The organism is Natrononativus amylolyticus (assembly GCF_024362525.1).
In the GTDB taxonomy this organism is placed as follows: Archaea; Halobacteriota; Halobacteria; order Halobacteriales; family Natrialbaceae; genus Natrononativus; species Natrononativus amylolyticus.
Genome location: NZ_CP101458.1, coordinates 667,983 through 691,196 on the forward strand (window position 1 = coordinate 667,983; position 23,214 = coordinate 691,196).

At 66.4% G+C, this 23,214-nt stretch carries 23 protein-coding genes; 21 read left to right on the plus strand and 2 right to left on the minus strand.

Annotated elements, in window-relative coordinates; translation table 11 throughout:
• The 15 genes from nuoL to NMQ11_RS03465 all read left to right on the plus strand — a co-directional run bounded on the left by nuoL (position 1) and on the right by NMQ11_RS03465 (position 17,530).
• On the plus strand, positions 1-2,013 hold the full coding sequence (nuoL, locus tag NMQ11_RS03395; RefSeq protein WP_255169988.1) for an NADH-quinone oxidoreductase subunit L: 2,013 nt from the start codon (positions 1-3) through the stop codon (positions 2,011-2,013).
• On the plus strand, positions 2,010-3,533 hold the full coding sequence (locus NMQ11_RS03400) for a complex I subunit 4 family protein (RefSeq protein ID WP_255169989.1): 1,524 nt from the start codon (positions 2,010-2,012) through the stop codon (positions 3,531-3,533). The genes nuoL and NMQ11_RS03400 overlap by 4 nt, the downstream gene beginning before the upstream one ends.
• A complete protein-coding gene (locus tag NMQ11_RS03405) occupies positions 3,533-5,035 on the plus strand; it encodes an NADH-quinone oxidoreductase subunit N (protein ID WP_255169990.1) in 1,503 nt (500 codons plus the stop codon). Before NMQ11_RS03400 ends, NMQ11_RS03405 begins: the two co-directional genes overlap by 1 nt.
• 38 nt (positions 5,036-5,073) lie before the next feature.
• Positions 5,074-6,579 (plus strand): DHH family phosphoesterase, encoded by a 1,506-nt coding sequence (locus NMQ11_RS03410; RefSeq protein WP_255169991.1) that lies wholly within the window; start codon positions 5,074-5,076, stop codon positions 6,577-6,579.
• Positions 6,580-6,638: 59 nt separating this feature from the next.
• A complete protein-coding gene (locus NMQ11_RS03415) occupies positions 6,639-7,448 on the plus strand; it encodes a CBS domain-containing protein (protein WP_255169992.1) in 810 nt (269 codons plus the stop codon).
• Between the two features lie 61 nt (positions 7,449-7,509).
• Positions 7,510-8,520 (plus strand): ABC transporter ATP-binding protein, encoded by a 1,011-nt coding sequence (locus tag NMQ11_RS03420; RefSeq protein WP_255169993.1) that lies wholly within the window; start codon positions 7,510-7,512, stop codon positions 8,518-8,520.
• Positions 8,517-9,296 (plus strand): ABC transporter permease, encoded by a 780-nt coding sequence (locus NMQ11_RS03425; protein WP_255169994.1) that lies wholly within the window; start codon positions 8,517-8,519, stop codon positions 9,294-9,296. The genes NMQ11_RS03420 and NMQ11_RS03425 overlap by 4 nt, the downstream gene beginning before the upstream one ends.
• Before the next feature lie 105 nt (positions 9,297-9,401).
• Complete coding sequence (locus tag NMQ11_RS03430; RefSeq protein WP_255169995.1) at positions 9,402-10,133, plus strand: SDR family oxidoreductase; 732 nt, start codon at positions 9,402-9,404, stop codon at positions 10,131-10,133.
• Positions 10,133-10,534, plus strand: a complete 402-nt coding sequence (locus NMQ11_RS03435) for a GerW family sporulation protein (RefSeq protein WP_255169996.1) — start codon at positions 10,133-10,135, stop codon at positions 10,532-10,534. Before NMQ11_RS03430 ends, NMQ11_RS03435 begins: the two co-directional genes overlap by 1 nt.
• A gap of 26 nt (positions 10,535-10,560) precedes the next feature.
• Entirely contained in the window at positions 10,561-12,261 is a 1,701-nt protein-coding gene (locus NMQ11_RS03440; RefSeq protein ID WP_255169997.1) for a methylmalonyl-CoA mutase family protein, read from the plus strand.
• Between the two features lie 113 nt (positions 12,262-12,374).
• Positions 12,375-14,357 carry an acetate--CoA ligase gene (gene acs, locus NMQ11_RS03445; protein ID WP_255169998.1) on the plus strand — a complete coding sequence of 661 codons (1,983 nt, stop codon included), beginning with the start codon at positions 12,375-12,377 and terminating at the stop codon, positions 14,355-14,357.
• Between the two features lie 54 nt (positions 14,358-14,411).
• Positions 14,412-14,816, plus strand: coding sequence for a DUF4212 domain-containing protein (locus NMQ11_RS03450; RefSeq protein WP_255169999.1), 405 nt, complete (start codon positions 14,412-14,414; stop codon positions 14,814-14,816).
• A complete protein-coding gene (locus tag NMQ11_RS03455) occupies positions 14,813-16,474 on the plus strand; it encodes a solute symporter family protein (RefSeq protein ID WP_255170000.1) in 1,662 nt (553 codons plus the stop codon). The genes NMQ11_RS03450 and NMQ11_RS03455 overlap by 4 nt, the downstream gene beginning before the upstream one ends.
• A gap of 2 nt (positions 16,475-16,476) precedes the next feature.
• The gene (locus NMQ11_RS03460) at positions 16,477-16,935 is read left to right on the plus strand and encodes a universal stress protein (protein WP_255170001.1); all 459 of its coding nucleotides are present in this window, start codon (positions 16,477-16,479) and stop codon (positions 16,933-16,935) included.
• Between the two features lie 121 nt (positions 16,936-17,056).
• Positions 17,057-17,530: a hypothetical protein gene (locus NMQ11_RS03465; protein WP_255170002.1), complete on the plus strand. Its 474-nt coding sequence runs from the start codon at positions 17,057-17,059 to the stop codon at positions 17,528-17,530.
• 3 nt (positions 17,531-17,533) lie between these two features.
• On the opposite strand, the gene NMQ11_RS03470 is transcribed toward NMQ11_RS03465, so the two are convergent.
• Positions 17,534-17,779: a DUF8119 family protein gene (locus tag NMQ11_RS03470; protein ID WP_255170003.1), complete on the minus strand. Its 246-nt coding sequence runs from the start codon at positions 17,777-17,779 to the stop codon at positions 17,534-17,536.
• Positions 17,780-17,894: 115 nt separating this feature from the next.
• Between NMQ11_RS03470 and NMQ11_RS03475 the strand changes: the two genes are divergently transcribed.
• A complete protein-coding gene (locus NMQ11_RS03475; RefSeq protein WP_255170004.1) occupies positions 17,895-18,443 on the plus strand; it encodes a tRNA (cytidine(56)-2'-O)-methyltransferase in 549 nt (182 codons plus the stop codon).
• A 32-nt stretch (positions 18,444-18,475) separates the two neighbouring features.
• Here NMQ11_RS03475 and NMQ11_RS03480 read toward each other — a convergent pair whose 3' ends face one another.
• Complete coding sequence (locus NMQ11_RS03480) at positions 18,476-18,700, minus strand: hypothetical protein (RefSeq protein ID WP_255170005.1); 225 nt, start codon at positions 18,698-18,700, stop codon at positions 18,476-18,478.
• 181 nt (positions 18,701-18,881) lie between these two features.
• Here NMQ11_RS03480 and NMQ11_RS03485 point away from each other — a divergent pair, with 181 nt between their 5' ends.
• The 5 genes from NMQ11_RS03485 to NMQ11_RS03505 all read left to right on the plus strand — a co-directional run bounded on the left by NMQ11_RS03485 (position 18,882) and on the right by NMQ11_RS03505 (position 23,114).
• Positions 18,882-19,406, plus strand: a complete 525-nt coding sequence (locus NMQ11_RS03485; protein ID WP_255170006.1) for a transcription factor — start codon at positions 18,882-18,884, stop codon at positions 19,404-19,406.
• Positions 19,406-20,092, plus strand: a complete 687-nt coding sequence (locus NMQ11_RS03490) for a DUF2110 family protein (protein ID WP_255170007.1) — start codon at positions 19,406-19,408, stop codon at positions 20,090-20,092. The genes NMQ11_RS03485 and NMQ11_RS03490 overlap by 1 nt, the downstream gene beginning before the upstream one ends.
• 2 nt (positions 20,093-20,094) lie before the next feature.
• Entirely contained in the window at positions 20,095-20,868 is a 774-nt protein-coding gene (locus tag NMQ11_RS03495; protein WP_255170008.1) for a DUF5803 family protein, read from the plus strand.
• 238 nt (positions 20,869-21,106) lie between these two features.
• Positions 21,107-22,240: a sensor histidine kinase gene (locus tag NMQ11_RS03500; protein ID WP_255170009.1), complete on the plus strand. Its 1,134-nt coding sequence runs from the start codon at positions 21,107-21,109 to the stop codon at positions 22,238-22,240.
• A gap of 124 nt (positions 22,241-22,364) precedes the next feature.
• The gene (locus NMQ11_RS03505; RefSeq protein ID WP_255170010.1) at positions 22,365-23,114 is read left to right on the plus strand and encodes a chemotaxis protein CheW; all 750 of its coding nucleotides are present in this window, start codon (positions 22,365-22,367) and stop codon (positions 23,112-23,114) included.
• Positions 23,115-23,214: the final 100 nt, after the last annotated feature.

The window sequence follows — 23,214 nt, forward strand, 5'->3', positions numbered from 1 at the left end:
ATGGTAGGTGTATTCGAACTTGCTCCGGCGATCGCGTTGTTCCCCCTTGCGGCGTTCGTCATCGCGCTCGTCTTCGGCGACGCGATGCCGAAGAAGGGCGCGTTCGCGGGTATCTTCGCGACGGCGGCCTCGTTAGTGCTGTCGCTCGTGATGCTCGCGACCGTCGCAGGCGGCGAAGTGTACCACGAGACCCTCTACGAGTGGGCCGTCGGCTCCGAGATCGCGTTCACGTTCGGGATCCTGATCGATCCCCTCTCGGCGCTGATGCTCGTCATCGTCTCGCTGATCGCGCTGCTCGTGCACGTCTTCAGTCTCGGCTACATGAACGCCGAGGGCGAGACCGGGCTGCCGCGGTACTACGCCGAACTCGGCCTGTTCACCTTCAGCATGCTCGCGTTCGTCTTCGCGGACAACCTGCTGATGGCGTTCATGTTCTTCGAGCTCGTGGGACTGTGTTCGTACCTGCTGATCGGCTTCTGGTTTCGCACCCGGTCGGCACCGTCGGCGGCGAAGAAGGCGTTTCTGGTCACCCGCTTCGGTGACTACTTCTTCCTGCTCGGGGTCGTCGCGATCGCCGCGACGTTCGGCACGGTGGCGTTCGCCGGCGACGGCTCGTTCGTCGCCGAGGCCGAAGCCGCCATCCACGGCGGGGAGACGCTGTTCGGCTTCGACGCCGAAACCTGGGTCACGATCACCGGCCTGCTCGTGCTGGGCGGCGTGATCGGCAAATCCGCGCAGTTCCCGCTGCACACCTGGCTGCCCGACGCGATGGAGGGTCCGACCACCGTCTCCGCGCTCATTCACGCGGCGACGATGGTTGCAGCCGGCGTCTACCTCGTCGCGCGAATGTTCGGCTACTACGCGCTGTCGCCCACCGCGCTCGCGATCATCGCGTTCGTCGGCGGCTTCACCGCGCTCTTCGCCGCGACGATGGGCGTCGTCAAAGACGACATCAAGCAGGTGCTCGCGTACTCGACCATCAGCCAGTACGGCTACATGATGCTCGCGCTGGGCGTCGGCGGCTACGTCGCCGGGGTTTTCCACCTGATGAACCACGCCTTCTTCAAGGCGCTGCTGTTCCTGGGTGCCGGTGCCGTCATCATCCTGATGCACCACGAACAGGATATGTGGAAGATGGGCGGCCTGAAGGAGAAGGCCCCCGTCACCTACTGGACGTTCCTCGCCGGTGCGCTCGCGCTCGCCGGGATCATCCCGTTCTCCGGCTTCTGGTCGAAAGACGAGATCCTCTACGACGCCTTCATCGTCGGCCTCGAGGAGCCCGTTATCCTCGCGGCCTACGCGATGGGGCTCGTGGCGGTCTTTTTCACCGGCTTCTACACCTTCCGGATGGTCTTCCTGACCTTCCACGGGAACCCGCGTTCGGACGCGGCCCGTGACCCACACCCGGTCGGATTGCCGGTCAAGATCCCGCTGATCGTCCTCGGCGTGCTCGCGCTGGTCGCCGGCGTCGCGAACCTCGCGCCGGTCTACAAGCTTACCGGTGCGGAGATCACGTTCCTCGAGTACTGGCTCGACGGCGAGTACGGCGCGGTCGAGGGGCTGACCTACAGCGCCTACAGCGAGGCGGTCGCCTTCGAATCCGGTCAGATCGGCAGCGAGACGCTGACGCTCCTGCTCGCGGCGGGCCTCTCGCTGGGGCTCGCGTTCGGTGGTGCGGGTGCAGCGTACGTGCTGTACAACGTCCCCGACCCCGTCGCCCACACGGAGAAGCTGGGCGGCGCCCGGGACGTCCTGCGGAGCAACTACTACCAGGACGAGTTCCAGGTCTGGATCGCCGAAGGGTTCGCGCTGCCGCTGGCTCGAGCCGCCGACCGGTTCGACCAGAGCGTGATCGACGGCGTCGTCAACGGCGTCTCGAGCGTGAGCCTGTTCGGTAGCAGCGGCGTCAAACGCCTCCAGACGGGGCTCGTGACGAACTACGCGGCGTTGATCGTCGCCGGGTTCCTCGCGTTACTGCTCGTTCTGGGCGTGCTCGGAGGGTGGTTCGTATGATGATTGAAGCACTGATCGCAGTTGCACTGATCGGCGCGCTCGTGACGTTCGTCGCGCCGAATCGCATCGCAGGGAAGCTCGCGTTCGGCATCAGCCTGATCCCGGCCGCGCTCTCGCTGTGGATGTTCGCCGTCTTCGACGGCAGCGGAAACGCCTTGCTCGACGGCGACCTCGCCTTCGAGTCCCAGATGGAGTGGATCCAGCTGGGCGAGTACTCGATCTCGTGGCTCGTCGGCCTCGACGGGATCAGCCTCCCGCTGGTCGTGCTGACGACGGTACTCACGTCGCTCGCGATTATGAGCTCGTGGACGCCGATCGACGAGCGCGAGTCGCAGTTCTACGGGCTCGTGTTGTTCATCGAGGCGAACCTGATCGGCGTCTTCGCGGCGCTCGACTTCTTCGTCTGGTTCATCTTCTGGGAGGCCGTGCTCATCCCGATGTACCTGCTGATCGGGATCTGGGGCGGACCCCGCCGGAAGTACGCCGCGATCAAGTTCTTCGTCTACACGAACGTGGCGTCGCTGGTGATGTTCGGTGCGTTCATCGCGCTCATCTTCGGTCTCGACGTCGGGAGCTTCGCGCTCCCCGAGATCGCTGACGCGATGCTCGACGGTGGCCCCGACGGCTTCGCCGGTATCAGCGGCAGTGCGCTGGCGTCGATCGCGTTCGTCGCGCTGTTCCTCGGGTTCGCGGTCAAGGTTCCAGTCGTCCCGTTCCACACGTGGCTGCCGGACGCTCACGTCGAGGCGCCGACGCCCGCGTCGGTGCTGCTGGCCGGCGTCCTGCTGAAGATGGGGACCTACGCGCTGCTCCGGTTCAACTTCACCATGTTCCCCGAGGAGGTCGCGGCCTTCGCGATCCCGATCGCGGCGATCGCCGCGATCAGCGTCATCTACGGCGCGATGCTCGCGCTGGCCCAGACCGACCTCAAACGGATCGTCGCCTACTCCTCGGTTTCCTCGATGGGGTACGTCATCCTCGGTCTCGTCGCCTACACCCAGTTCGGCGTCGGCGGCGCGACGTTCCAGATGGTCTCACACGGCCTCATCTCGGGGCTGATGTTCATGGCCGTCGGCGTCATCTACAACGCGACGCACACGCGCATCGTCTCGGACATGTCCGGGATGGCCGACAAGATGCCGGTCGCGGTCGGCATCCTCATCGCCGGGGCGTTCGGCTACATGGGGCTTCCCCTCATGTCCGGGTTCGCCGCGGAGTACTTCATCTTCTTCGGGGCCTTCGGCTCCGAGGTGCTCGAGTACGCGCCGGTGTTCACGGCGATCGCGATGTTCGGCATCGTCATCGTCGCCGGCTACCTGCTGTTTGCGATGCAGCGCACGCTGTTCGGCCCGTACCGCCTGGAAACCGACTACGAGGTGAGCCGCGCCCCGCTCCACGACATCGCGCCGATGTTCGTGTTGCTCGGGCTGATCATCGCACTGGGCGTCGCTCCCGAACTGATCTTCGAGATGATTACCGACGCAGTCGATCCGATCCTCGAGCTCGGAGGTGACGCCTGATGGTGGCGTTCGAGCTCCCACAGTGGACCGCGCTCGCGCCGGCGCTGTTGCTGGCGCTGACGGCGCTCGTCCTGTTCGTCTTCGACAGCATCAACCCGCGTTCGACGAACCGGCCGGTCGTCGCCGGTATCGCTACCGTCGGCTCGCTCGCCTCCCTCGCCGTCGCCGTCTGGTTCATCGTCGTCGGCGTCGGCGACCCCGACCGCGGCGGCGTCATCGACGTCTTCGGCGGCCAGTTCGTCGTCGACCAGATGGCGCTGTTCTTCATGGTGGTCGTGAGCGTCGTCACCGCCCTCGTGGCGGTCGCGAGCTACGACTACATGCGCGATCACGCCTACCAGGCGGAGTACTACTCGCTGATCGTGCTCGCGGCGACCGGGATGGCGACGATGTCCGCCGCGAACAGTCTCGTGACGATCTTCATCGCCCTCGAGCTGGCGAGCCTGCCGTCGTACGCGCTGGTCGCGATCTTGAAGAACAACCGCGGCAGCGTCGAGGCCGGCCTGAAGTACTTCCTGATCGGCGCGCTGTCGTCTGCGATCATGGTGTACGGGATCAGCCTCATCTACGGGGCGACCGGCCACCTGCAGCTCGAGGCGATCGCCGACAACCTCGATGCTGCAGAGGAGTTCGGCGGCATCCTCGGCCTCGGCATCCTGATGTTGATCGGTGGGTTCGCGTTCAAGACCGCGAGCGTGCCGTTTCACTTCTGGGCGCCGGAGGCCTACGAGGGCGCGCCGGCACCGGTCTCGGCGTTTCTCTCGTCGGCCTCCAAAGCTGCTGGCTTCGTGATCGCGTTCCGCGTGTTCACAGAGGCGTTCCCGCTCGCCGAAACGACGGCTGTGATCGGCGTCGACTGGACGCTGGCGTTCATCATCCTCGCGGTCGTCACGATGACGGTCGGGAACTTCGCCGCTGCGACCCAGGAGAACGTCAAGCGGATGCTCGCGTACTCCTCGGTGGGACACGCCGGCTACGCGCTGATCGGCCTCGCCGGTCTCGGTGCCGGGAGTGAACTCGTCCTCGGTGCGGCGATGATGCACCTGCTCGTCTACGGCTTCATGAACACGGGTGCGTTCCTGTTCGTCGCCCTGGCGGAGTACTGGGGCGTCGGCCGCACGTTCGAGGACTACAACGGCCTCTCCGTGCAGGCGCCGATCGCCTGCGTCGCGCTGGCGATCTTCATGTTCAGCCTCGCCGGAATCCCGCCCTTCGGCGGCTTCTGGAGCAAGTACTTCCTGTTCGTGGGAGCGCTCGAGGCCGGCCTGTTCATCGTCGCCGCCGCGCTGGTGGTCAACAGCGCGCTGTCGTTGTACTACTACTCGCGGCTGGTGAAGGCCGTCTGGATCGAAGAACCGGTCCTAGAGCGCGAATCGCTGGCCCAACCGACCGGTCTCTACGCGGCGATCGTCGTCGCCGCCGTCATGACCGTCGTCCTGCTGCCGGGCTTCGGTCCGGTCGTCGACGTGGCGATCGACGCCGCGGCGACGATGCTTGGTTGAGCCGGTAGATTTTACCGTTCCGGGGGACAAGCCGCGCTATGGTTTCCCGGCTCGTCCTCGGGTGCGGGAGCGTCGGACAACGCATCGTCGAGCGACTGCCAGCCCGCGAGGGACGACTGCTCGTCATCGCGGCGAACGACCGGATCGTCGAGACGCTCCGCGAGGAGAACGTTCCGGCCCAGACCGCGGATCCGACCGACCCGGACGTCATCGCCAACCTCGAGGCGCCCGAGGTCGTCTTCGTCGCCAGCGACCGGACGGACGTCAACCGGACGATTCTCGACAACGTCCGCGAGCGGTTTCCGGACGCGGCGACGGTCGTCTACCTCGGCGCGAGCCCGGATCCGGCCGACAGGCGACACATCGAGGAGCGAGCCGATCGCGTCGTCGACGCGAAAGCGGCGATGATCGAGGCGGTTCTCGGCAAGACCGCCAGCCCGTCGGCGGAGAACGCGACCGCGCTGCGCCGACGGCTGTCCGGAATCGACGGTAAACTCGCCGTCGTCATGCACGACAACCCCGATCCGGACGCCATCGCCAGCGCGGTCGCCCTGGTCGACATCGCGGCGGCGGTAGGCGTCGACGCGGACGCCTGTTACTTCGGCGAGATCTCTCACCAGGAGAACCGGGCGATGGTCAACCTCCTCGAACTCGACCTGCGGAACCTCTCGCCCGAGGACTCGCTGGCGGAGTACGACGCGTTCGCGCTCGTCGATCACTCCCGGCCGGGCGTCAACGACCAGCTCCCGTCGGAGCTCCACGTCGACATCGTCATCGACCACCACCCACCACGGGGACCGGTTCCGGGGGAGTTCTACGACCTCCGCGAGGAGGCCGGCGCGACGAGCACGGTGCTCACGGAGTACATCGAACAGTTCGACCTCGAGTTCGACCGCCGGACGGCGACCGCGCTGCTGTACGGGATTCGAGTCGACACCAACGACTTCATCCGCGAGGTCTCCTCGATCGACTTCCGGGCGGCCGCCCTGCTGTTACCCCACGTCGACGAGACCGTCCTCGAGCAGGTCGAACAGCCGACCGTCGACGGCGAGACGCTCGAGACGATCGCGCGGTCGATCAAGAACCGCGTTCAGCAAGGATCCGTCGTCGTCGCCAGCGCGGGCCGGATCACGAATCGGGACGCGCTCCCGCAGGCGGCCGACCAGCTCCTGACGATCGAGGACGTGGATACGACGCTCGTCTACGGCTTCAAAGACGAGATGGCGTTTCTCTCGGCGCGCTCGCGTGCGAGCCAGGTCGATCTCGGCGAGACGCTGCGGGACGCGTTCGACCCGATCGGCAGCGCGGGCGGACACACCGACATGGCGGGCGCCCAGCTCGAGGTCGGGATCCTCGCGAGCACGGACGACGAGAGCCAGGTGGAGTCGATCGTCAGCGTCGTCGAGGAGGTGATCACCGACCGGTTCTTCGAGGCGCTTCGAACCCGTCCCGGGACGCCCGTCGGCGCCTACAGCCGGACCAGCGAGTGGCTGTTCGCACCCGACGAGACCGACGGCGACGGCGGGGAGTCCGAATCGGCGTGACGACCGCCGGGGAGTCGAGAGGGGGAGAGTTTTTGCGCGCGGTGGCCGTTACACGGGGTATGGACGTCGTGTCTGGCGAGAGCAAGCCCCAGGTCAGCGAGTACATGACCCGCGACGTCGTGACGGTCTCACCGGACGCGACCGTTCGCGACGTCGCAACCCGGATCGCAGAGAGCGACGAGCACAGCGGCTTTCCCGTCTGTGACCGTCGTCGCGTCGAGGGGTTCGTCAGCGCCCGCGACCTCCTGCTGTCCGACGACGACGAGCCCATCTTCAAGGTGATGACGACGGACCTGATCGTCGCCCACCCCCAGATGAAGGTGACCGACGCCGCGCGGGTGATCCTGCGATCGGGAATCCAGAAACTCCCCGTCGTCGACGACGCGGGCAACCTCGTCGGGATCATCTCCAACGCCGACGTCATCCGCAGTCAGATCGAACGCGCCACCCCCGAGAAGGTCGGGAAGCTGATGCGGACCTTAGAGAACATCCACGGGATCGAACTGCACGAGGAGCGCCGGACGGTTCCGCTGGCGGAACTGACCCCAACGCAGGGTCGGGTGTACGCCGACGAACTCGAGGGTCGGCGCTACGAACTCGAGCACGGGCTCGCCGAACCGCTGGTCGTCATCGACAACGGCGGCACGCTGTTGCTCGCCGACGGCCACCACCGGGTGATGGCCGCAGACCGCCTCGAGATCGACGAGATGGACGCCTACGTGATCGTCATCGACCGGAAGATCGACCTCGGGATGGCGCGGACCGCAGAGAAGGAGGACCTGCGCACGCTCGCAGACGTCGACATCGTCGACTACGCCAGACACCCGCTGGTGGAGACGACCAAGCGGCTGCAGTCCGGACGGGAGTAGCGCGGTCGAAGAAATCACAGCCGAGCAACAGTTAAGGCCCCTCGACCCCCGAATAGGGCCGATGAACGCTCGGTCACCGGCTCGCGAACAGAACGGGAAGGTCGCGCTGTCGGCCGAGAACCTGACCAAGACGTACGGACGGGGCGCGGAGGGTGTTCGCGCCGTCGACGGCATCGACCTCGAGATCGGGCGGGGGACCGCCGTGGGACTGCTCGGTCCAAACGGCGCCGGCAAAACGACGACGATCAAGATGCTGCTCGGGACGGTGCTCCCGGACGAGGGGTCCGCGACGGTCGACGGCGTCGACGTGATCGCCGATCCGCGAGCGGCCTATCGCTCCGTCGGCGCGATGCTCGAGGGTGCGCGCAACGTCTACTGGCGGCTCACGGTTCGCGAGAACCTGCGGTTTTTCACGCGGCTGGCCGGCCGCCCCCTCGACGCCGCCCGGATCGACGAATTACTCGAGAGCGTCGGGCTCGTCGAGAAGGCCGACGTCACGGTCAACGAGCTCTCGCGGGGGATGAAACAGAAGGCCTCGCTCGCCTGTACCCTTGCCCGCGAGACGCCGATCGCCTTCCTCGACGAGCCGACGCTCGGACTCGACGTCGAAAGCTCCCTCGAGCTTCGCCGGCAGCTCCGCCGGCTGGTCGAGGAGGAGTCGCGCACCGTCTTGCTCTCGAGTCACGACATGGACGTCATCGAGGACGTCTGCGACCGGGTCGTGATCATGAACGACGGGCGAATCGTCGCGGACGACACGGTCGAGAACCTGATCGAAGTCTTCCGAACGCAGGCGTATCGGATCACCCTCAATGGGTCACTGACTGCCGACCTGAGGCGCCAGCTCGCGGAGACGTATGGCGCAGAGAACTGGCGCCTCGAGGGGGATCGCCACCGTTTCGACGCGACGCGCGTTCAGGGCGAAGAGTTCTACGCCATGATGGACGTCCTCCGCGACTCGTCGGCTGGACTCCTCGCCGTCGAATCGCTCGAGCCAGACCTCGAAGACGTCTTCCTCTCGGTGACCGCCGGAAGCGACGACGGCGCGGCGTTCGGGGGAGCGAGCCGATGAACCCCGCAGCCGGTCTCGTCGCGGCGGTGTTCGAGAAGCAGTTGATCCTGCTCAGACGGTACTGGATCAACACCGCGATGATGCTCGTCTCGACGTACGTCTTCTTCGCGATGATCTTCTACGGCGGGCAGGCAGTCGCCGGGCCCGCGATCGGAGAGGGGACGCTCGACGGTATCGTCGTCGGCTTCTTTCTGTTCACCGCGACGGTGTCGGCGTACTTCGGCATCGCCGGAAACGTGATGCGGGAGGCCCAGTGGGGGACGCTCGAGCAGCTCGCGATGTCTCCGTTCGGCATCGGACGGGTGATGGCGGTCAAGGCGGTGTGGAACGTCTCGATCAGCGTGGGCATCGGGCTGGTCCTGCTGGTCGTCATGGTGGCGACGACCGGCCGCACGCTCCACCTTGACCCGGTAACCGTCGTGACCCTCGCCGTCCTCTCGATTCTCTCGGTCGTCGGAATTGGATTCGTCTTCGCCGGCCTCTCGCTTCTGTACAAGCGGATCGAGAACGCCTCCCAGCTGATGCAGTTCGTGTTCATCGGTCTGATCGTAGCCCCGGCCGCCGACGGTCGTCCGCTCCTCGCGGCGCTGCCGCTGACGCAGGGGAGCGCGATGCTGACCGAAGCGATGGCCGCGGACACCCGGCTCTGGGAGTTCCCGGCGGCCGACCTCGCCGTTCTCGCCGCCGTCGGAGTCGGCTACCTGCTCGCCGGCTACGTCGTCTTCCACCTCCTCGTCCGGCGGGCGAGAACGCTCGGCGTGCTGGGTCACTACTGAGCGACGCCCGCGTCCGACGTCCGCGAAACGGCGCGTCGGTTTCACTGACAGTCACCGTTTCGAACCCCTGGGGAGCATTATACGGCCTCCGGCGGTAGACCGCTCATGGCTTCGACTGGCGAACGCGTCCTCGTCGCAGGTGCGAACGGGGGCACCGGCCGCGAACTGCTGGCTGTGTTGCGACCGACCGACCTCGAGGTGCGCGCGACGACCCGCTCACACGCGAACGTCGACGCGCTCGAGCGCCTCGGGGCTGACGAGGTGGCCGTCGTCGATTTCTTCCGGTCGGCCGACGCGGTTCGGGCCGTCGAGGGCTGTGACATCGTCTGCTGTGCGCTCGGAGCGCCGCCGAGCCCGCGTCACTTCCTCGGGGGCAAACTCGTCGACCGAACGGGGGTGAGCAACCTCGTGACCGCCGCGATCGGCGCGGGCGTCGATCGGTTCGTCTACCAGAGCGCGATCGGTGTCGGCAGCTCTCGAAAGGGGATGCCGCTGCCGGGCCGACTCATCGTTCGCGGTTCGCTCCGGGCGAAAGGCGACTCCGAAACGACGCTCAGGCGGTCGGGGCTCGAGTACACGATCGTTCGCCCCGGCAGGCTGACCGACAGCCCGCCGAGTGGCGAGGTGCTGGTCGGCGAGGGCGGCGACTCGGTCTCCGGTTCGATTCCCCGAGCCGACGTCGCCCGGGTGATGGCCGCAGCCCCGTTCACGCCGGAGGCGCGCAACCGCACGCTCGAGGTCGTCAGCCGCGACGGCCTCCGCGGAACGCCGAAACACCTGGCGGAGATCGACTGGGCGGTCGACCGTCTCGGAATCGAGCGGGAGGCCGAGTCGTAATGGGGACGTTCGAGGCGCTCGTCGACCGGGTGACCGGGTCGATGACGGTTCGGACGGCGTTCGGCGAGCCGATCACCGTCGACGGACGGACGATCGTTCCCGTCGCGAAGGTCGGCTACGGGTTCGGCGGCGGGTTCGGACCGAACGAGACGGACGAGCCGACAACCGACGCCGAAGAACGGGCGTCCGCTGACGCTGAAGAGCGGACGTCCGCCGACGCCGAGGACGGCGGGTTCGGCGCTGGGGGCGCCGTCCGGCCTGCGGGAGTCATCGAAATCACCGACGAGGAGACGCGGTTCGTCCCGGTTCGGCAGGGACGGTGGCGGCTCGCGGTTGCCGCCGCGCTGTGCGGGCTCGCCGCCGGCTGGTTCGTCGGTTGCCGGCGGTCCCGGAATCCTTAATGGACTGTCCGGCAAAAATTACGATCATGTACGACGAGGAAGATCTCGCCGAGATCCGCGAGGCGAACTCGGAGTGGGAGTCGGAGGCCCTCGAGCCGGTGCTCGAGCGCTTCGGCGAGCGCAAGGACCGGTTCGCGACGGTCTCGAACCTCGAGGTCGACCGGCTGTACACGCCCGACGACGTCGTCGACCTCGACTACCTCGAGGATCTGGGCTTTCCCGGCGAGGAGCCCTACACCCGCGGACCCTACCCGACGATGTACCGGGGGCGGACCTGGACGATGCGCCAGTTCGCTGGCTTCGGCACCGCCGAAGAGACCAACGAGCGCTTTCACTACCTGATCGAGCAGGGCCAGACCGGGCTCTCGACGGCGTTCGACATGCCGACGCTGATGGGGCTCGACTCCGACGACCCGATGAGCGACGGCGAGGTCGGCAGGGAGGGCGTCGCGGTCGACACCCTGCGGGACATGGAGATCCTCTTCGACGGCATCAACGTCGGCGAGGTCTCGACCTCCTTTACGATCAACCCCTCCGCGCCGGTGATCTACGCGATGTACATCGCACTGGCCGACCAGCAGGGAGTGCCGCGAGAGGAGGTCCGGGGAACCCTCCAGAACGACATGTTCAAGGAGTTCATCGCCCAGAAGGAGTGGGTGATCCCCCCGGAAGCGTCGCTGGATCTCGTCACCGACGTCGTCGAGTTCAGCACTGAAGAAACGCCGAAGTTCCACCCGATCTCGGTGTCGGGCTACCACATCCGCGAGGCGGGTTCGACGGCGATTCAGGAGCTCGCCTTCACCCTCGCCGACGGCTTCGGCTACGTCGAGGATGCGATGGAGCGGGGACTCGAGGTCGACGAGTTCGCCCCGCGGCTCTCCTTTTTCTTCAACTGCCACAACTCCTTCTTCGAGGAGGTCGCGAAGTACCGGGCGGCGCGCCGGATCTACGCCCACGTGATGGACGAGTGGTACGACGCCGAAACGGCCGAGTCGAAACGGCTGAAGTTCCACACCCAGACCGCCGGCCAGTCACTGACCGCCCAGCAGCCGATGAACAACGTCGTCCGGGTGACGATCCAGGCGCTCGCGGGCGTCATGGGCGGTACCCAGAGCCTCCACACTAACAGCTTCGACGAGGCGCTGGCGCTGCCGAGCGAGGAGGCGGTGCGAGTCGCCCTGCGTACCCAGCAGATCATCGCCGAGGAGTCCGGCGTCGCGGACATCGTCGACCCCCTCGGCGGGAGCTTCGCGGTCGAGGCGCTCACGGACGAAACCGAAGAGAAGGCGATGGCCTACATCGAGCACATCCGCGAGATGGGCGACGGCTCCGTGCGCGACGGCATCCTCCAGGGGATCGAGGACGGCTACTTCCTCCGGGAGATCCAGGAGGCCTCCTACGAGTACCAGGAGCGCGTCGAGCGCGACGAGGAGGTCGTCGTCGGCGTCAACGAGTACACCATCGACGAGGACACCAGCCCCGACATCCTCCACGTCGACGAAACCGCCCAGGAGCGCCAGCTCGAGCGCCTCGCCGAAACGAAAGCCGAGCGCGACGACGCGGCCGTCGAGGCGGCCCTCGAGGCGCTCGCCGACGCGATCGGCCGCGGGGAGAACACGATGCCGTCCATCGTCGACGCGGTGAAGGCGTACGCGACGATGGGCGAGATCATGCAGGTGTTCGAAGAAGCCCACGGTGCCTACTCCGAGCAGATCGGGCTCGCGTAGTCTCCGCTCGAAGCGAGCCGCCCGCTCGAGTCGACGCGACCGCCGAAATCGGCAACCAGCACGGAGTCGATGGGGAACACTTATTCGATCCATGGTCGATGATTCCGCTAGCCATGACAGACAGTTCCGAGGAGAGCGTCGAACTGGAGGCACGACTGGAAGAACAGGGGTCGTTCGACCCCCCGGAGTCGTTCGTCGAGCAGGCGAACGTCGCCGATCCGGGGATCTACGAGGAGTTCGAGGAGAACTGGCCGGAGTGCTGGGAGGGGGCCGCCGACCTGCTCTCCTGGGATCGTGAGTACGAGACGGTGCTCGAGGACGACGACGCGCCGTTCTACAAGTGGTTCACCGGCGGTGAGCTGAACGCTTCAGCGAACTGTCTCGACCGCCACGTCGAGAACGGGGCGAAGAATCGCGCGGCGATCAAGTGGGAGGGCGAACTCGGCGAGACGCGCACCTACACCTACGGCGACCTGTTGAACGAAGTCGAGGCGTTCGCCGCCGCGCTGCGCGACCTGGGCGTCGGCGAGGACGACGTCGTGACGCTGTACCTGCCGATGATCCCCGAGTTACCGGTCGCGATGCTCGCCTGCGCTCGGATCGGCGCCCCTCACTCGGTGGTATTCGCGGGCTTTTCGGCGGATGCGCTGGCGACGCGGATGAACGCCGCCGACAGCGAGTATCTGGTGACCTGCGACGGCTACTACCGCCGCGGCGACGCGCTGAACCACAAGGAGAAAGCCGACAAGGGGGTTCGAGGCGTCGACCACGACGTCACCTCAGTCGTCGTCGATCGGCTGGGCGACGAGCTGAAACACTTCCTCGGGGATAGTGCCCACGACTACGGCGAGCTGGTCGAGCAACACGAGGGGGCGTCGGTCGACCCCGTCTCCCGGGACGCCGAGGACATGCTGTTCCTGATGTACACTTCGGGCACCACGGGCCAGCCGAAGGGGGTCAAACACACGACCGGCGGCTACCTCGCCTACGCCGCCTGGACCTCACACGCGGTGCTGGACGTCAAGCCCGAGGACACCTACTGGTGTGCGGCCGACATCGGCTGGATCACCGGTCATTCCTACATCGTCTACGGTCCCCTCGCCCTCGGCACCACCACGATGATGTACGAGGGGACGCCCGACTATCCCGACCGCGACCGCCTCTGGGAGCTCGTCGAGAAGAACGACGTGGACATCTTCTACACCGCGCCGACGGCGATCCGCGCGTTCATGAAGTGGGGCAGTCAGTACCCCGAGAAACACGACCTGTCCTCGCTCAGACTGCTCGGCACCGTCGGCGAGCCGATCAACCCCCGCGCTTGGAAGTGGTACTACACTCATATCGGCGGCGATGAGTGCCCGATCGTCGACACCTGGTGGCAGACCGAAACCGGCGGCATGATGATCACCACCCTCCCCGGCATCGGCACCATGAAACCCGGTTCCGCCGGTCCCCCATTACCCGGCATCGACGCCCGGATCGTCGACGCCGCCGGCGAGAACGTCGAGGCCGGAGACGCCGGATATCTCACGGTACAGAAACCGTGGCCGGGAATGCTGCGGACCCTCTATCAGAACGACGAGCGGTTCCTCTCTGAGTACTGGCAGGAGTACTCCGACGAGGAGACCGACGAGTGGGTCTACTTCCCCGAAGACGGCGCGAAGATCGACGACGACGGCTACATCACCATCCTCGGGCGCGTCGACGACGTCATCAACGTCTCCGGCCATCGGTTGGGGACCATGGAGATCGAAAGCGCCATCGTCGGCACCGAAGGCGTCGCCGAGGCCGCCGTCGTCGGCGGCGACCACGACCTCAAGGGCGAGGCCGTCTACGCCTACGTGATCCTCGAGGACGGTCAGGACCCCACCGACGCCATGTCCGACCGGATCGTCGAGGAGGTCGAAGACGCCATCGGCCCGATCGCCCGCCCCGAGGAGGTGATCTTCACGCCCGAACTCCCCAAGACTCGCTCCGGAAAGATCATGCGACGGCTCCTCGAGGACATCGCCTCCGGAAACGAACTGGGGAACACGTCGACGCTGCGAAACCCCGAGGTCGTCGACGAGATCGCCGCACAGGTAGAGAGCGACTGACGCGGGTTCCGATTTCCGAACTGAGACGACACGCGATCACCCCACTCACGAAACATGACAGATAATACTATACACGATTCGGAGTCCGACGTCGAAACCGACGGCGGCGTACAGACCGAGGCCTACCTCGAGGAGGAGATCAACATCTTCAGACCCGCGACGCCGTTCATGCGGGATCACCTGCGGGTGATCTGGCTCGCCTTTTTCGCCTGGATTCTCGTCGTCTTCGGCCCGGTCACGCTGGCGCTGGCCAACCCAAGCCTCGTGACGGAGACGACGGTTCTCGGGGGCTACCCGCTACACTTCTTCCTGACCGCGATCATCACGCCGCTTGGCGCGCTGTTGCTGTCGGTCGGCTACGCGATACAGCGCGACCGCCTGGACGACAGGTACGGCATCGCTCACGACGAGGCGGCCGAGTCCGAGAGCACCGTCGCCGCGGACGGGGGTGACCGATGATCGAAGCGGTCGACCCGGTCGTTCTCCAGGAGACCGCACTCGACGTCGGGGAGTTCAAGCTGGTACCGGCGCTCACCGTCGCGGTGATGCTGGCGCTGTTCCTCGGCGTCGGCTACTTCTTCCGGGTCGCAGCGGTCGACGAACTGTGGGTCGCCGGTCGCTCGATCGGCTCGATCGAGAACGGAATGGCGATCGGCGCAAACTGGATGAGCGCGGCGTCGTACCTCGGCGTCGCGGCCCTTGTCGCCACCGCCGGCTACTTCGGACTGGCGTACGTCGTCGGCTGGACGACGGGCTACTTTATCCTGCTCATCTTCATGGCCGCGCAGTTCCGCCGGTTCGGGAAGTACACGGCGCCGGACTTCGTAGGCGACCGGTTCTACTCCGACTGGGCGCGCGGTATCGCCGCGTTCACCACCCTCGCCATCGCCTTCACCTACGCGATCGGCCAGGCCAGCGGGATGGGACTGATGGCCCAGTACATCTTCGGCATCTCCTACGAGATGGGCGTCATCCTGCTGATGGGCGTCACCATCGGCTACGTCGCTCTCTCGGGGATGCTCGGAACGACGAAGAACATGGCCATCCAGTACGTCATCCTGATCGTCGCGTTCACGCTCGGACTGTACGCGACGGGCTGGGCCGAGGGGTGGTCGACCGCGCTGCCATACCTCGAGGCCGGGCCGGAGTTCGCGGAAGCCGCGAGCCTCGAGGCCCAGTTCATCGAACCGTTCGAGTACGCGGGCTACTACGGCTGGATCGCGCTGGCGTTCAGCCTGATCGTCGGGACCTGCGGGCTACCCCACGTCCTCGTGCGCTTTTACACGGTCGACAACGAGCGGACCGCCCGCTGGTCGACCGTCTGGGGGCTGTTCTTCATCTGCCTGCTGTACTGGGGGACAGCCATCTACGCCGTCTGGGGCGGGCTGCTGTACGCCGATGGCCCCGGCGACGGCACGTTCACCGATATGGCCGGCGTGGAGGCCGACGCCCTCGTCGTCCTGACGACCCAGCTCGCGGGGCTCCCCGAGTGGCTCGTCGGACTCGTCGCCGCGGGCGCCGTTGCGGCGGCGCTCGCGACGACCGCGGGGCTGTTCATCTCCGCCTCGTCTGCGGCAGCTCACGACATCTACACCAACCTGTACAAGGAGGATGCGACCCAGCGCGAGCAGCTGATCGTCGGCCGCGGAACGATCCTGGGAATCGGCGTTCTCGTGACGCTCATCGGCCTCAACCCGCCCGCGCTGATCGGCGAACTCGTCGCGATGTCGTTCGCCATCGCCGGCACGGTGTTCTTCCCCGTATTCTTCCTCGGACTCTGGTGGGAGAACACGACGAAAGAGGGCGCCCTCGCCGGGATGATCACGGGAATCGTGATCTCCTTCGGGGCGATCCTGAACGACACCGCGATTCCGATGTACACGGGCGTCGAAGACGCGGTGATCCCCGCGCTCGCGACCTGGCTGCCCGGCACGTCCTCGGCGCTCGTCGGCGTTCCGGTCGTCTTCGCGGTGATCGTCGTCGTCTCGCTGCTCACGGACGCGCCGCCACGGAGCGTCAAGCGCCTCGTCCGGCAGTGTCACAGCCCCGAACCGATGCAGCGAACGGAGACCGCCGAAGACGTCGCCACCGATGGCGGCTCGCCAACGGAGGACTGACAATGTACGATACGATACTCGTCCCGACCGACGGTAGCAGAGTCGCAGAGCGAGCGGTCGACCACGCACTCGAGCTCGCGGGGGCGTTCGACGCGGACGTTCACGCGCTGTACGTCGTCGACACGAGCGCCGTCGACATCGGCCTCGGAACCGAGCAGGTCGACCGCATCAGACAGGGGAAGTTTGGCGACATGCCCGAACTCGAGAAGCGGGCGAAAGACGCGACCGGCAGCGTCGCAACCCAGGCCGACGACCGCGGAATCGCCGTCACCGAGGCGGTCGTCGGCGGCCAGCCCCACCGACAGATCGCCGACTACGCCGAGACCCACGGCGTCGACCTGATCGTGATGGGCTCTGCCGGTCGAAGCGGCGTCAGGCGGGCCTTACTCGGCAGCGTCGCCGAGCGGACCCTCCGCTCGACGAAGATCCCGGTGCTGGTCGTCGACATTCACGAGGAGTAGCCTCACGCCGCCGAGGATACGACCCGCCCTGTCACCGCGTTTTTGCGAGAACTCGCTTCGTAGCCGGCGTTGCGCCGAGCGCCCCGCGTCGTTTTATACCGACCCGCCGTCGACTCGTACTATGGCTCCGGTTGGTGGCAGGGTCGTCTGGGGAACTCCCGACGCACCCCGTTTCGAGGTAGTCGGCGGGTTCGCGCTGCTCGTCGGCGGGACGCTGGTCGCGTTCGTCGCCACCAACGTCCTCGGCACCGACGATCCGGTCAGACGGTTCGTCGCCGACGTCTGGTTCCCTGTCGTCCTCTTTTACGCTCCCGCGCCGGCCGCCGCCGTCGGCGCCTACCTCCGGTGCGGCGCGGTGACCGGCCTGCTCGTCGGACTCGTTCCGGCCGGGCTGTTCGCGACGACCGCGGTCCTCGGAACCGCGTTCGCGCTTCCTGGCGTCGGCGGCGGAGACGCCCCGCTGTGGAGCATCACGCTGGCGTTCGCGACGATCAGCGCGGTCGCCGCTGGCGCGGGGTTCCTCGTCGGACTCGCCGTCCGGTTCGCGGTCGCTGTCGTCCGACGGCGCGTCGGTGAGAGCGAGTCCGGCGAGTAGCCGCTACCGCCGGTCTCGAGATTCGTCCCCGGCACCGTCGTCCCCGGTCGCCGCCTCGAGGCTCGTCACGAACCCGAAGTAGGCGATAATGCCGGCGAGCATGAAGCCGTAGTAGGCCAGATCCGGCCCCTCGAGCACCCGAAAGAGCAGGTCGACCATCGTCACCCAGACGACGGCGAAGACCAGATCGACGAACATCCCCCATCGCTCCCGGCGGGCGGTTTCGACCCACTCGCGGAGGCCCGTCACCGACCCACCCGCCCGGTCTGGAGCGCGCTCATCACCCTCGAGTTCGCCGGAGGAGCGAAAAAACCTGCCGGGACGAAACGAAACCCCCTAACCGCCCCCGGGAGTGGACTCGAGCATGAACGAGACACCCGAGGTCGTCGTCCTCAGGCTCGGCCACCGTCCCGGTCGGGACGAGCGGATGACGACCCACGTCGGCCTGACGGCGCGGGCGCTCGGCGCCGACCGCGTTCTGCTGCCGGAGAACGCGGGCCAGTCGCTCGAGACGGTCGAAGACATCACCGACCGCTTCGGCGGCCCCTTCGAGGTCGAACTCACCGACTCGCCCCGCGCGGTGGTCCGCGGCTGGGCGGGCCGCGTGGTTCACCTCACGATGTACGGCGAGCGCGTCCAGGACGTCGAAGGCGAGATCCGGGCCGCTCATCGGGACGACGACGAGCCCCTGCTGGTCGTCGTCGGCGCCGAAAAGGTGCCCTTCGACGTCTACGAGGAGGCGGACTGGAACGTCGGGGTGACGAACCAGCCACACTCGGAGGTGGCCGGACTGGCGGTGTTTCTCGACAGGTTGTTCGAGGGGCGAGAGCTCGAGCGCGAGTGGGAAGGCGGCGACCGACGCGTGGTCCCACAGGAGACGGGCAAGCGCGTCGTACCGACCGACGAGGAGTAGCGAGGCTGGAACGAGGGTATCGGAAGGCGCGGTTACCGCTCTGTGTCGCCCGACCGGTCGTCCGCCGTCTCGTCGGAGCCCCCACTCGAGTCCGACGCTGCGCCGTCGGTCCGCGATCCGATGACGGCCTTCGCTCCTCTCTTCGCCACGACGATACCGGCCGCACCGCCGGCACCCGCGACGACCGCACCGGGGACGCCGTACTTTTTGTAGGCGTACGTGGCCGCCTTCTTGCCTGCGGTAAGTGCGCCGATCATACACGCCGACTACCGGCCGGCGACACGAATCGGCGCCGCCTTCCTTCACAAGCCCCTTTTATCCCGGTCGCGGCGGGCACCGTTCGCGGCGTCGGCCGTCCGGTGCCGCGGACGCTTCGGTGGGGACTGCGGCGGGCGCCCCTCAAAAGACTTAATGGGTCGATGGAATTAGAGAGGGGTAATGGCTTTTGATGGGCTGCTCGAGGACCCGGTCATCCAGAAGTACTTACACGAGCTGGTCGGCCCGAAGGGGATGCCCGTCGCGGCGGCCCCGCCGGACGGCGAAGTAACCGACGAGGAGCTCGCAGAGGAGCTCGACCTCGAACTCAACGACGTCCGCCGGGCGCTGTTTATTCTCTACGAAAACGATCTCGCGACCTACCGCCGGCTGCGCGACGAGGACTCGGGGTGGCTCACCTACCTCTGGACGTTCCAGTACGAGAACATCCCCGAGAACCTAGAGGAGGAGATGTACCGCCTCCACGACGCCCTGGCGGACCGCCAGGAGTACGAGCGCAACCACGAGTTCTACCTCTGTGAGATCTGCTCGATCCGCTTCGAGTTCGGCGAGGCGATGGACTTCGGCTTCGAGTGTCCCGAGTGCGGCTCGCCGGTCGAGTCGATGGACAACGACCGCCTCGTCACCGCGATGGAGGGGCGCCTCGCGGCGCTCGAGGACGAACTCAACATCGACGTCGACGCATAATGGTCGTTCTCGCAACGAAGATCTACGTCAGCGGCGATGCCCGCGAGCGCACGCTCGACTCGCTTCGCTCGCTCGTCGGGAACGAACTCGGCGACCTCGAGGTGGAGTACGAGGTCGGGATCCGTCACGACGACTTCCCCTCGGTGACGGTCGAGGGCGAGGACGCCACCGTCGCGCGAAACGTCCTCCGCGAGGCGTTCGGCGAGATCGTTCCGGACCTCCAGCCCGGCGAGAGCTACGTCGGCACCCTCGAGTCCTGGGACGACAACGGCTTCGTCCTCGACGCCGGCCAGCCGGTCCGGATTCCGGCCGACGAACTCGGCCTCGGTGCGGGTTCGCCCCCGCAGATCCGCGAGCGGTTCGGGCTGGTCCAGCACCTCCCGATGCAGTTCGTGTACGGCGACGTTGAGGAGGGCGGCGACACCCCCTCGCGACTCGCCGACGCGGAGCGCGACCGCCTTTACGACTGGACTCGCGGCGACGGGCGGCTGAACGTCAACAGCGCCACCCGCGCGGAGGTCCGGGCGACGCTCAACCGTGCCGGCCACGCCCAGGACTACGTGACGATCGAGCGCCTCGGACTGCTCGAGCAGAGCGTGATCTGTCCCGAGGACACCGATCCGCCGGGGCTGCTCGCGAGCGTCGGGAAGTATCTTCCCGCCGAACTCCGGTGTGTCGTCCCCTGACTATGAACCGCCGCCTCGTCCTCGCAGCGATCGCCGTTGCTCTCCTCGCGACGATGGCGGGCTGTTCGATGATCTTCGGCGGCATCTCCGACGAGGAACTCGACCGCGAGGAGGAGTACGACGACCTCCGCGACAGCGACGCCGACGTCGCCATCGACATCGAGGGCGGGAGCCTCATCGGTAGCGGCGAGTTCCGGGCGGTGTACGACTTGAACGACACCGAGGAGCTCTCGCTGTACCGGTCGAACTTCTACCGGGACGAGGCGCTCGACATCCACAGCGTCCGCTACTGGTACCCCAACGGCACCGAGGTGACGGGGTCGGAACTCGACGTCGACCAGAGCCGCTCGAGCACCGAGGTCAGAGTGCCGGACGGGAACGGAACGGTCGCCTTCTCCGGCGGCGCCGGGAGCAAGACGTTCCAGCTTCCCGCCTACACCCACGGCTCCTACGAGGTGACGCTGCCGGAGGACCACCGCACCTCGAACTTCCTGTTCGGCGCGGTCAGCCCCGGCGGCTACGAGCGCGAGGTCGTCGACGATCGCGAACGGCTCCACTGGGAGCACGTCGACAGCACGATCTCGCTTCGCTTCTACAACACGCGGGACATCCCGCTGTTCGCCGGCCTGATCGGCCTTCTCGTACTGGTCGGCGGCACCGGGATCGCCTACTACTACCGGCAGGTAAAGCAGTTACAGGACCAGCGCGAGGAGATGGGTCTCGACGTCGACATCGACGACGACTCGGGGAAGGGCCCGCCACCGGGAATGCGGTAGCTCACTCGTCGATCACCCGTTCGGTCGGCGGTCGCCTCGAGTCGTCGAAACCGGGTGTCGTTGCGATCGTCAGTGGCGACGATCACACGCTGGCGCGTGATCGACCGGGAGTCTTTTACCGGCGCCACGAACCGTGCTCGTGTGTAGATCACGACACGGGTTCGTTCTCGAGTGAAGTACCAAAGGCGATCGATCAGTGTCGGTGATTACTACGATCCACCGGCAGCTATTCAGTACTGTGGCGGAGACGACTGATAGAAAAATGTATAGCGAGATAGAAGACGGTCGGATACCTCGAGTGCTTATCGGGTTGGGCCTGCTCCTGGGTGCTATTCTCGCCGGGCAATCGTTCGCCATCGCGTTCCTCACGTTTCCGCTTACTGCCGCATTTATCGTCGTCGTCGCTACCAGCGTTCCGTGTATTCTCGTGTTGATTCTCGGCGGATTCAAACTCACGCGCTCGGTGATGTCCACACACCGTCATTACCGCGTTCTACAGTGGTCTCTCTCCGGACTCCTCGTTTTCACAGGTGTCAACCTCGGATTGATGACGACGATCCCCGTGAGTGGCCTCTTCGGAGCGGTCGGATGGGTACAGTGGGCGGCCAGTCTCGGCGCCGGTGCGGGTTTTCTCATCGGCTACTTCGAGGCGTCCGCGTTAGAACGGGAGGCAGAGTCCCAGCAGGCCGCTGTCCGATCCGAAGAACTCGCCGAGCGGCGGGAGTTGCTTACGTATCTGAACGGGTTGCTTCGCCACGAAGTGTTAAACTCGGCCAACGTCATCGCGGGATATGCCAGCCAGATCGAAGAGACGGCTGGCGAAGGTGGTCCCAGTGCGGAATACGCCAGGATCGTTCGATCCGAGGCGGACGAGTTGAGCCGCGTCACGAAAGACGTTCGTCTGTTGCTCGAGGCGACGGACGGGGGAAAGACGTTGGAACCAGTACCGCTCTCCGCAGTCTTGCACGACGAACTCCGGAAACTCCAGAACCGATACGAGGGGGTCGAAACGGAAGCGAGCGTTCCGGATGATGTCTACGTACAAGCGGACGACCTTCTCCGACGGTTGTTCTCCAATCTATTCAACAACGGGGTCGAACACAACGACAGCGCGATTCCACGCGTATCCGTGACCGCCACCACCGCGGCTGGCACGGTCACGGTCCACGTGGCGGATAACGGGCCCGGCGTTCCTGACGATGCTCACGACGGGTTGTTCGACCCCACGATCAACATGAGTCCCGACCACGGGCTCGGACTCAACATCGTTCGGACGCTGGCCCACCGGTACGATGGTCGGATTACCTTGACTGAAACCGGAGCAACGGGGAGCGTATTTACTGTTCACCTCCCTCGCGCGAAGGCTGAGTGACGCGATATCGAAGGCGCTCGCTGCGGACCAACAGTATCGTGTCACCGCGTACCACCTCCGACACGCGATCGCAGGGACGGGAGTCAATGTTTTATTCCTGGACTGAAATACACGGATACGAATAATGACACCTGATCTCCCCGAATCCCTCCTGAAACCCAGCAGCGACGAGTCTGGAGCGCCGCCCGCAGGTGCGCCCGACGAGACGGAGGAACTGGTTCGCTTCGTCGTCCTCGAGATCGGACCGCACCGACTCGCCGTCGACGTCGACGACGTCAAGACGATCACCGACCCGCCGGAAACCCTGACGGCGGTTCCCCGCTCCTCGCGCGCCGTCGACGGCGTCACCGACCTGCGCGGAGAGATCACCGCCGTGATCGACTCCCGCGTCCACTTTCCGGTCGAGGCCGAGCCACCGGCGGCCCAGCGTCTGATCGTCTTCGACCGGCCGACGGACCGCCAGCCGGCGGCGATCCGCGTCGACGAGGTCGTCGGCGTCGAAACCGTCCCCGAACGCGCCGTTCGCGGCGCCGACGACCTCGAGGACCCCACCGTCGCCGGCGGCGCGATCGACCACCCGCTCGTCTGCGCGATCGTCGAACAGGAGCGGACGCCGGCGCGAAGCGCCCGCGGGACGCGTCCGCACTCGCCGACCGCGGCGAAATCCGCCGACTCCACGGCCAGAGAACGAGTCGCCTCGAGACTCGAGCAGATGGGGCGAGGCGACAGCCGGGACGGCGACGAGTTCTCGACGCTCGAAGCGGACGAACCGGCGACGGAGTCAGAGATTCCGGCGTCCGAACCGGTCGTCGTCGAGGCGACGCCGCTGATCGACGTCGACCGGCTGCTGCGGGCGTCGGGAGCCGTCGACTGACCGCCGAGCAGGGACCTCGCGGCGTGAACGGACGTCGGGGAGAAGCGAGCGCCAGAGCACCTATCACGTCTGATAATCGGGAGATAGCATTTATAAGAAA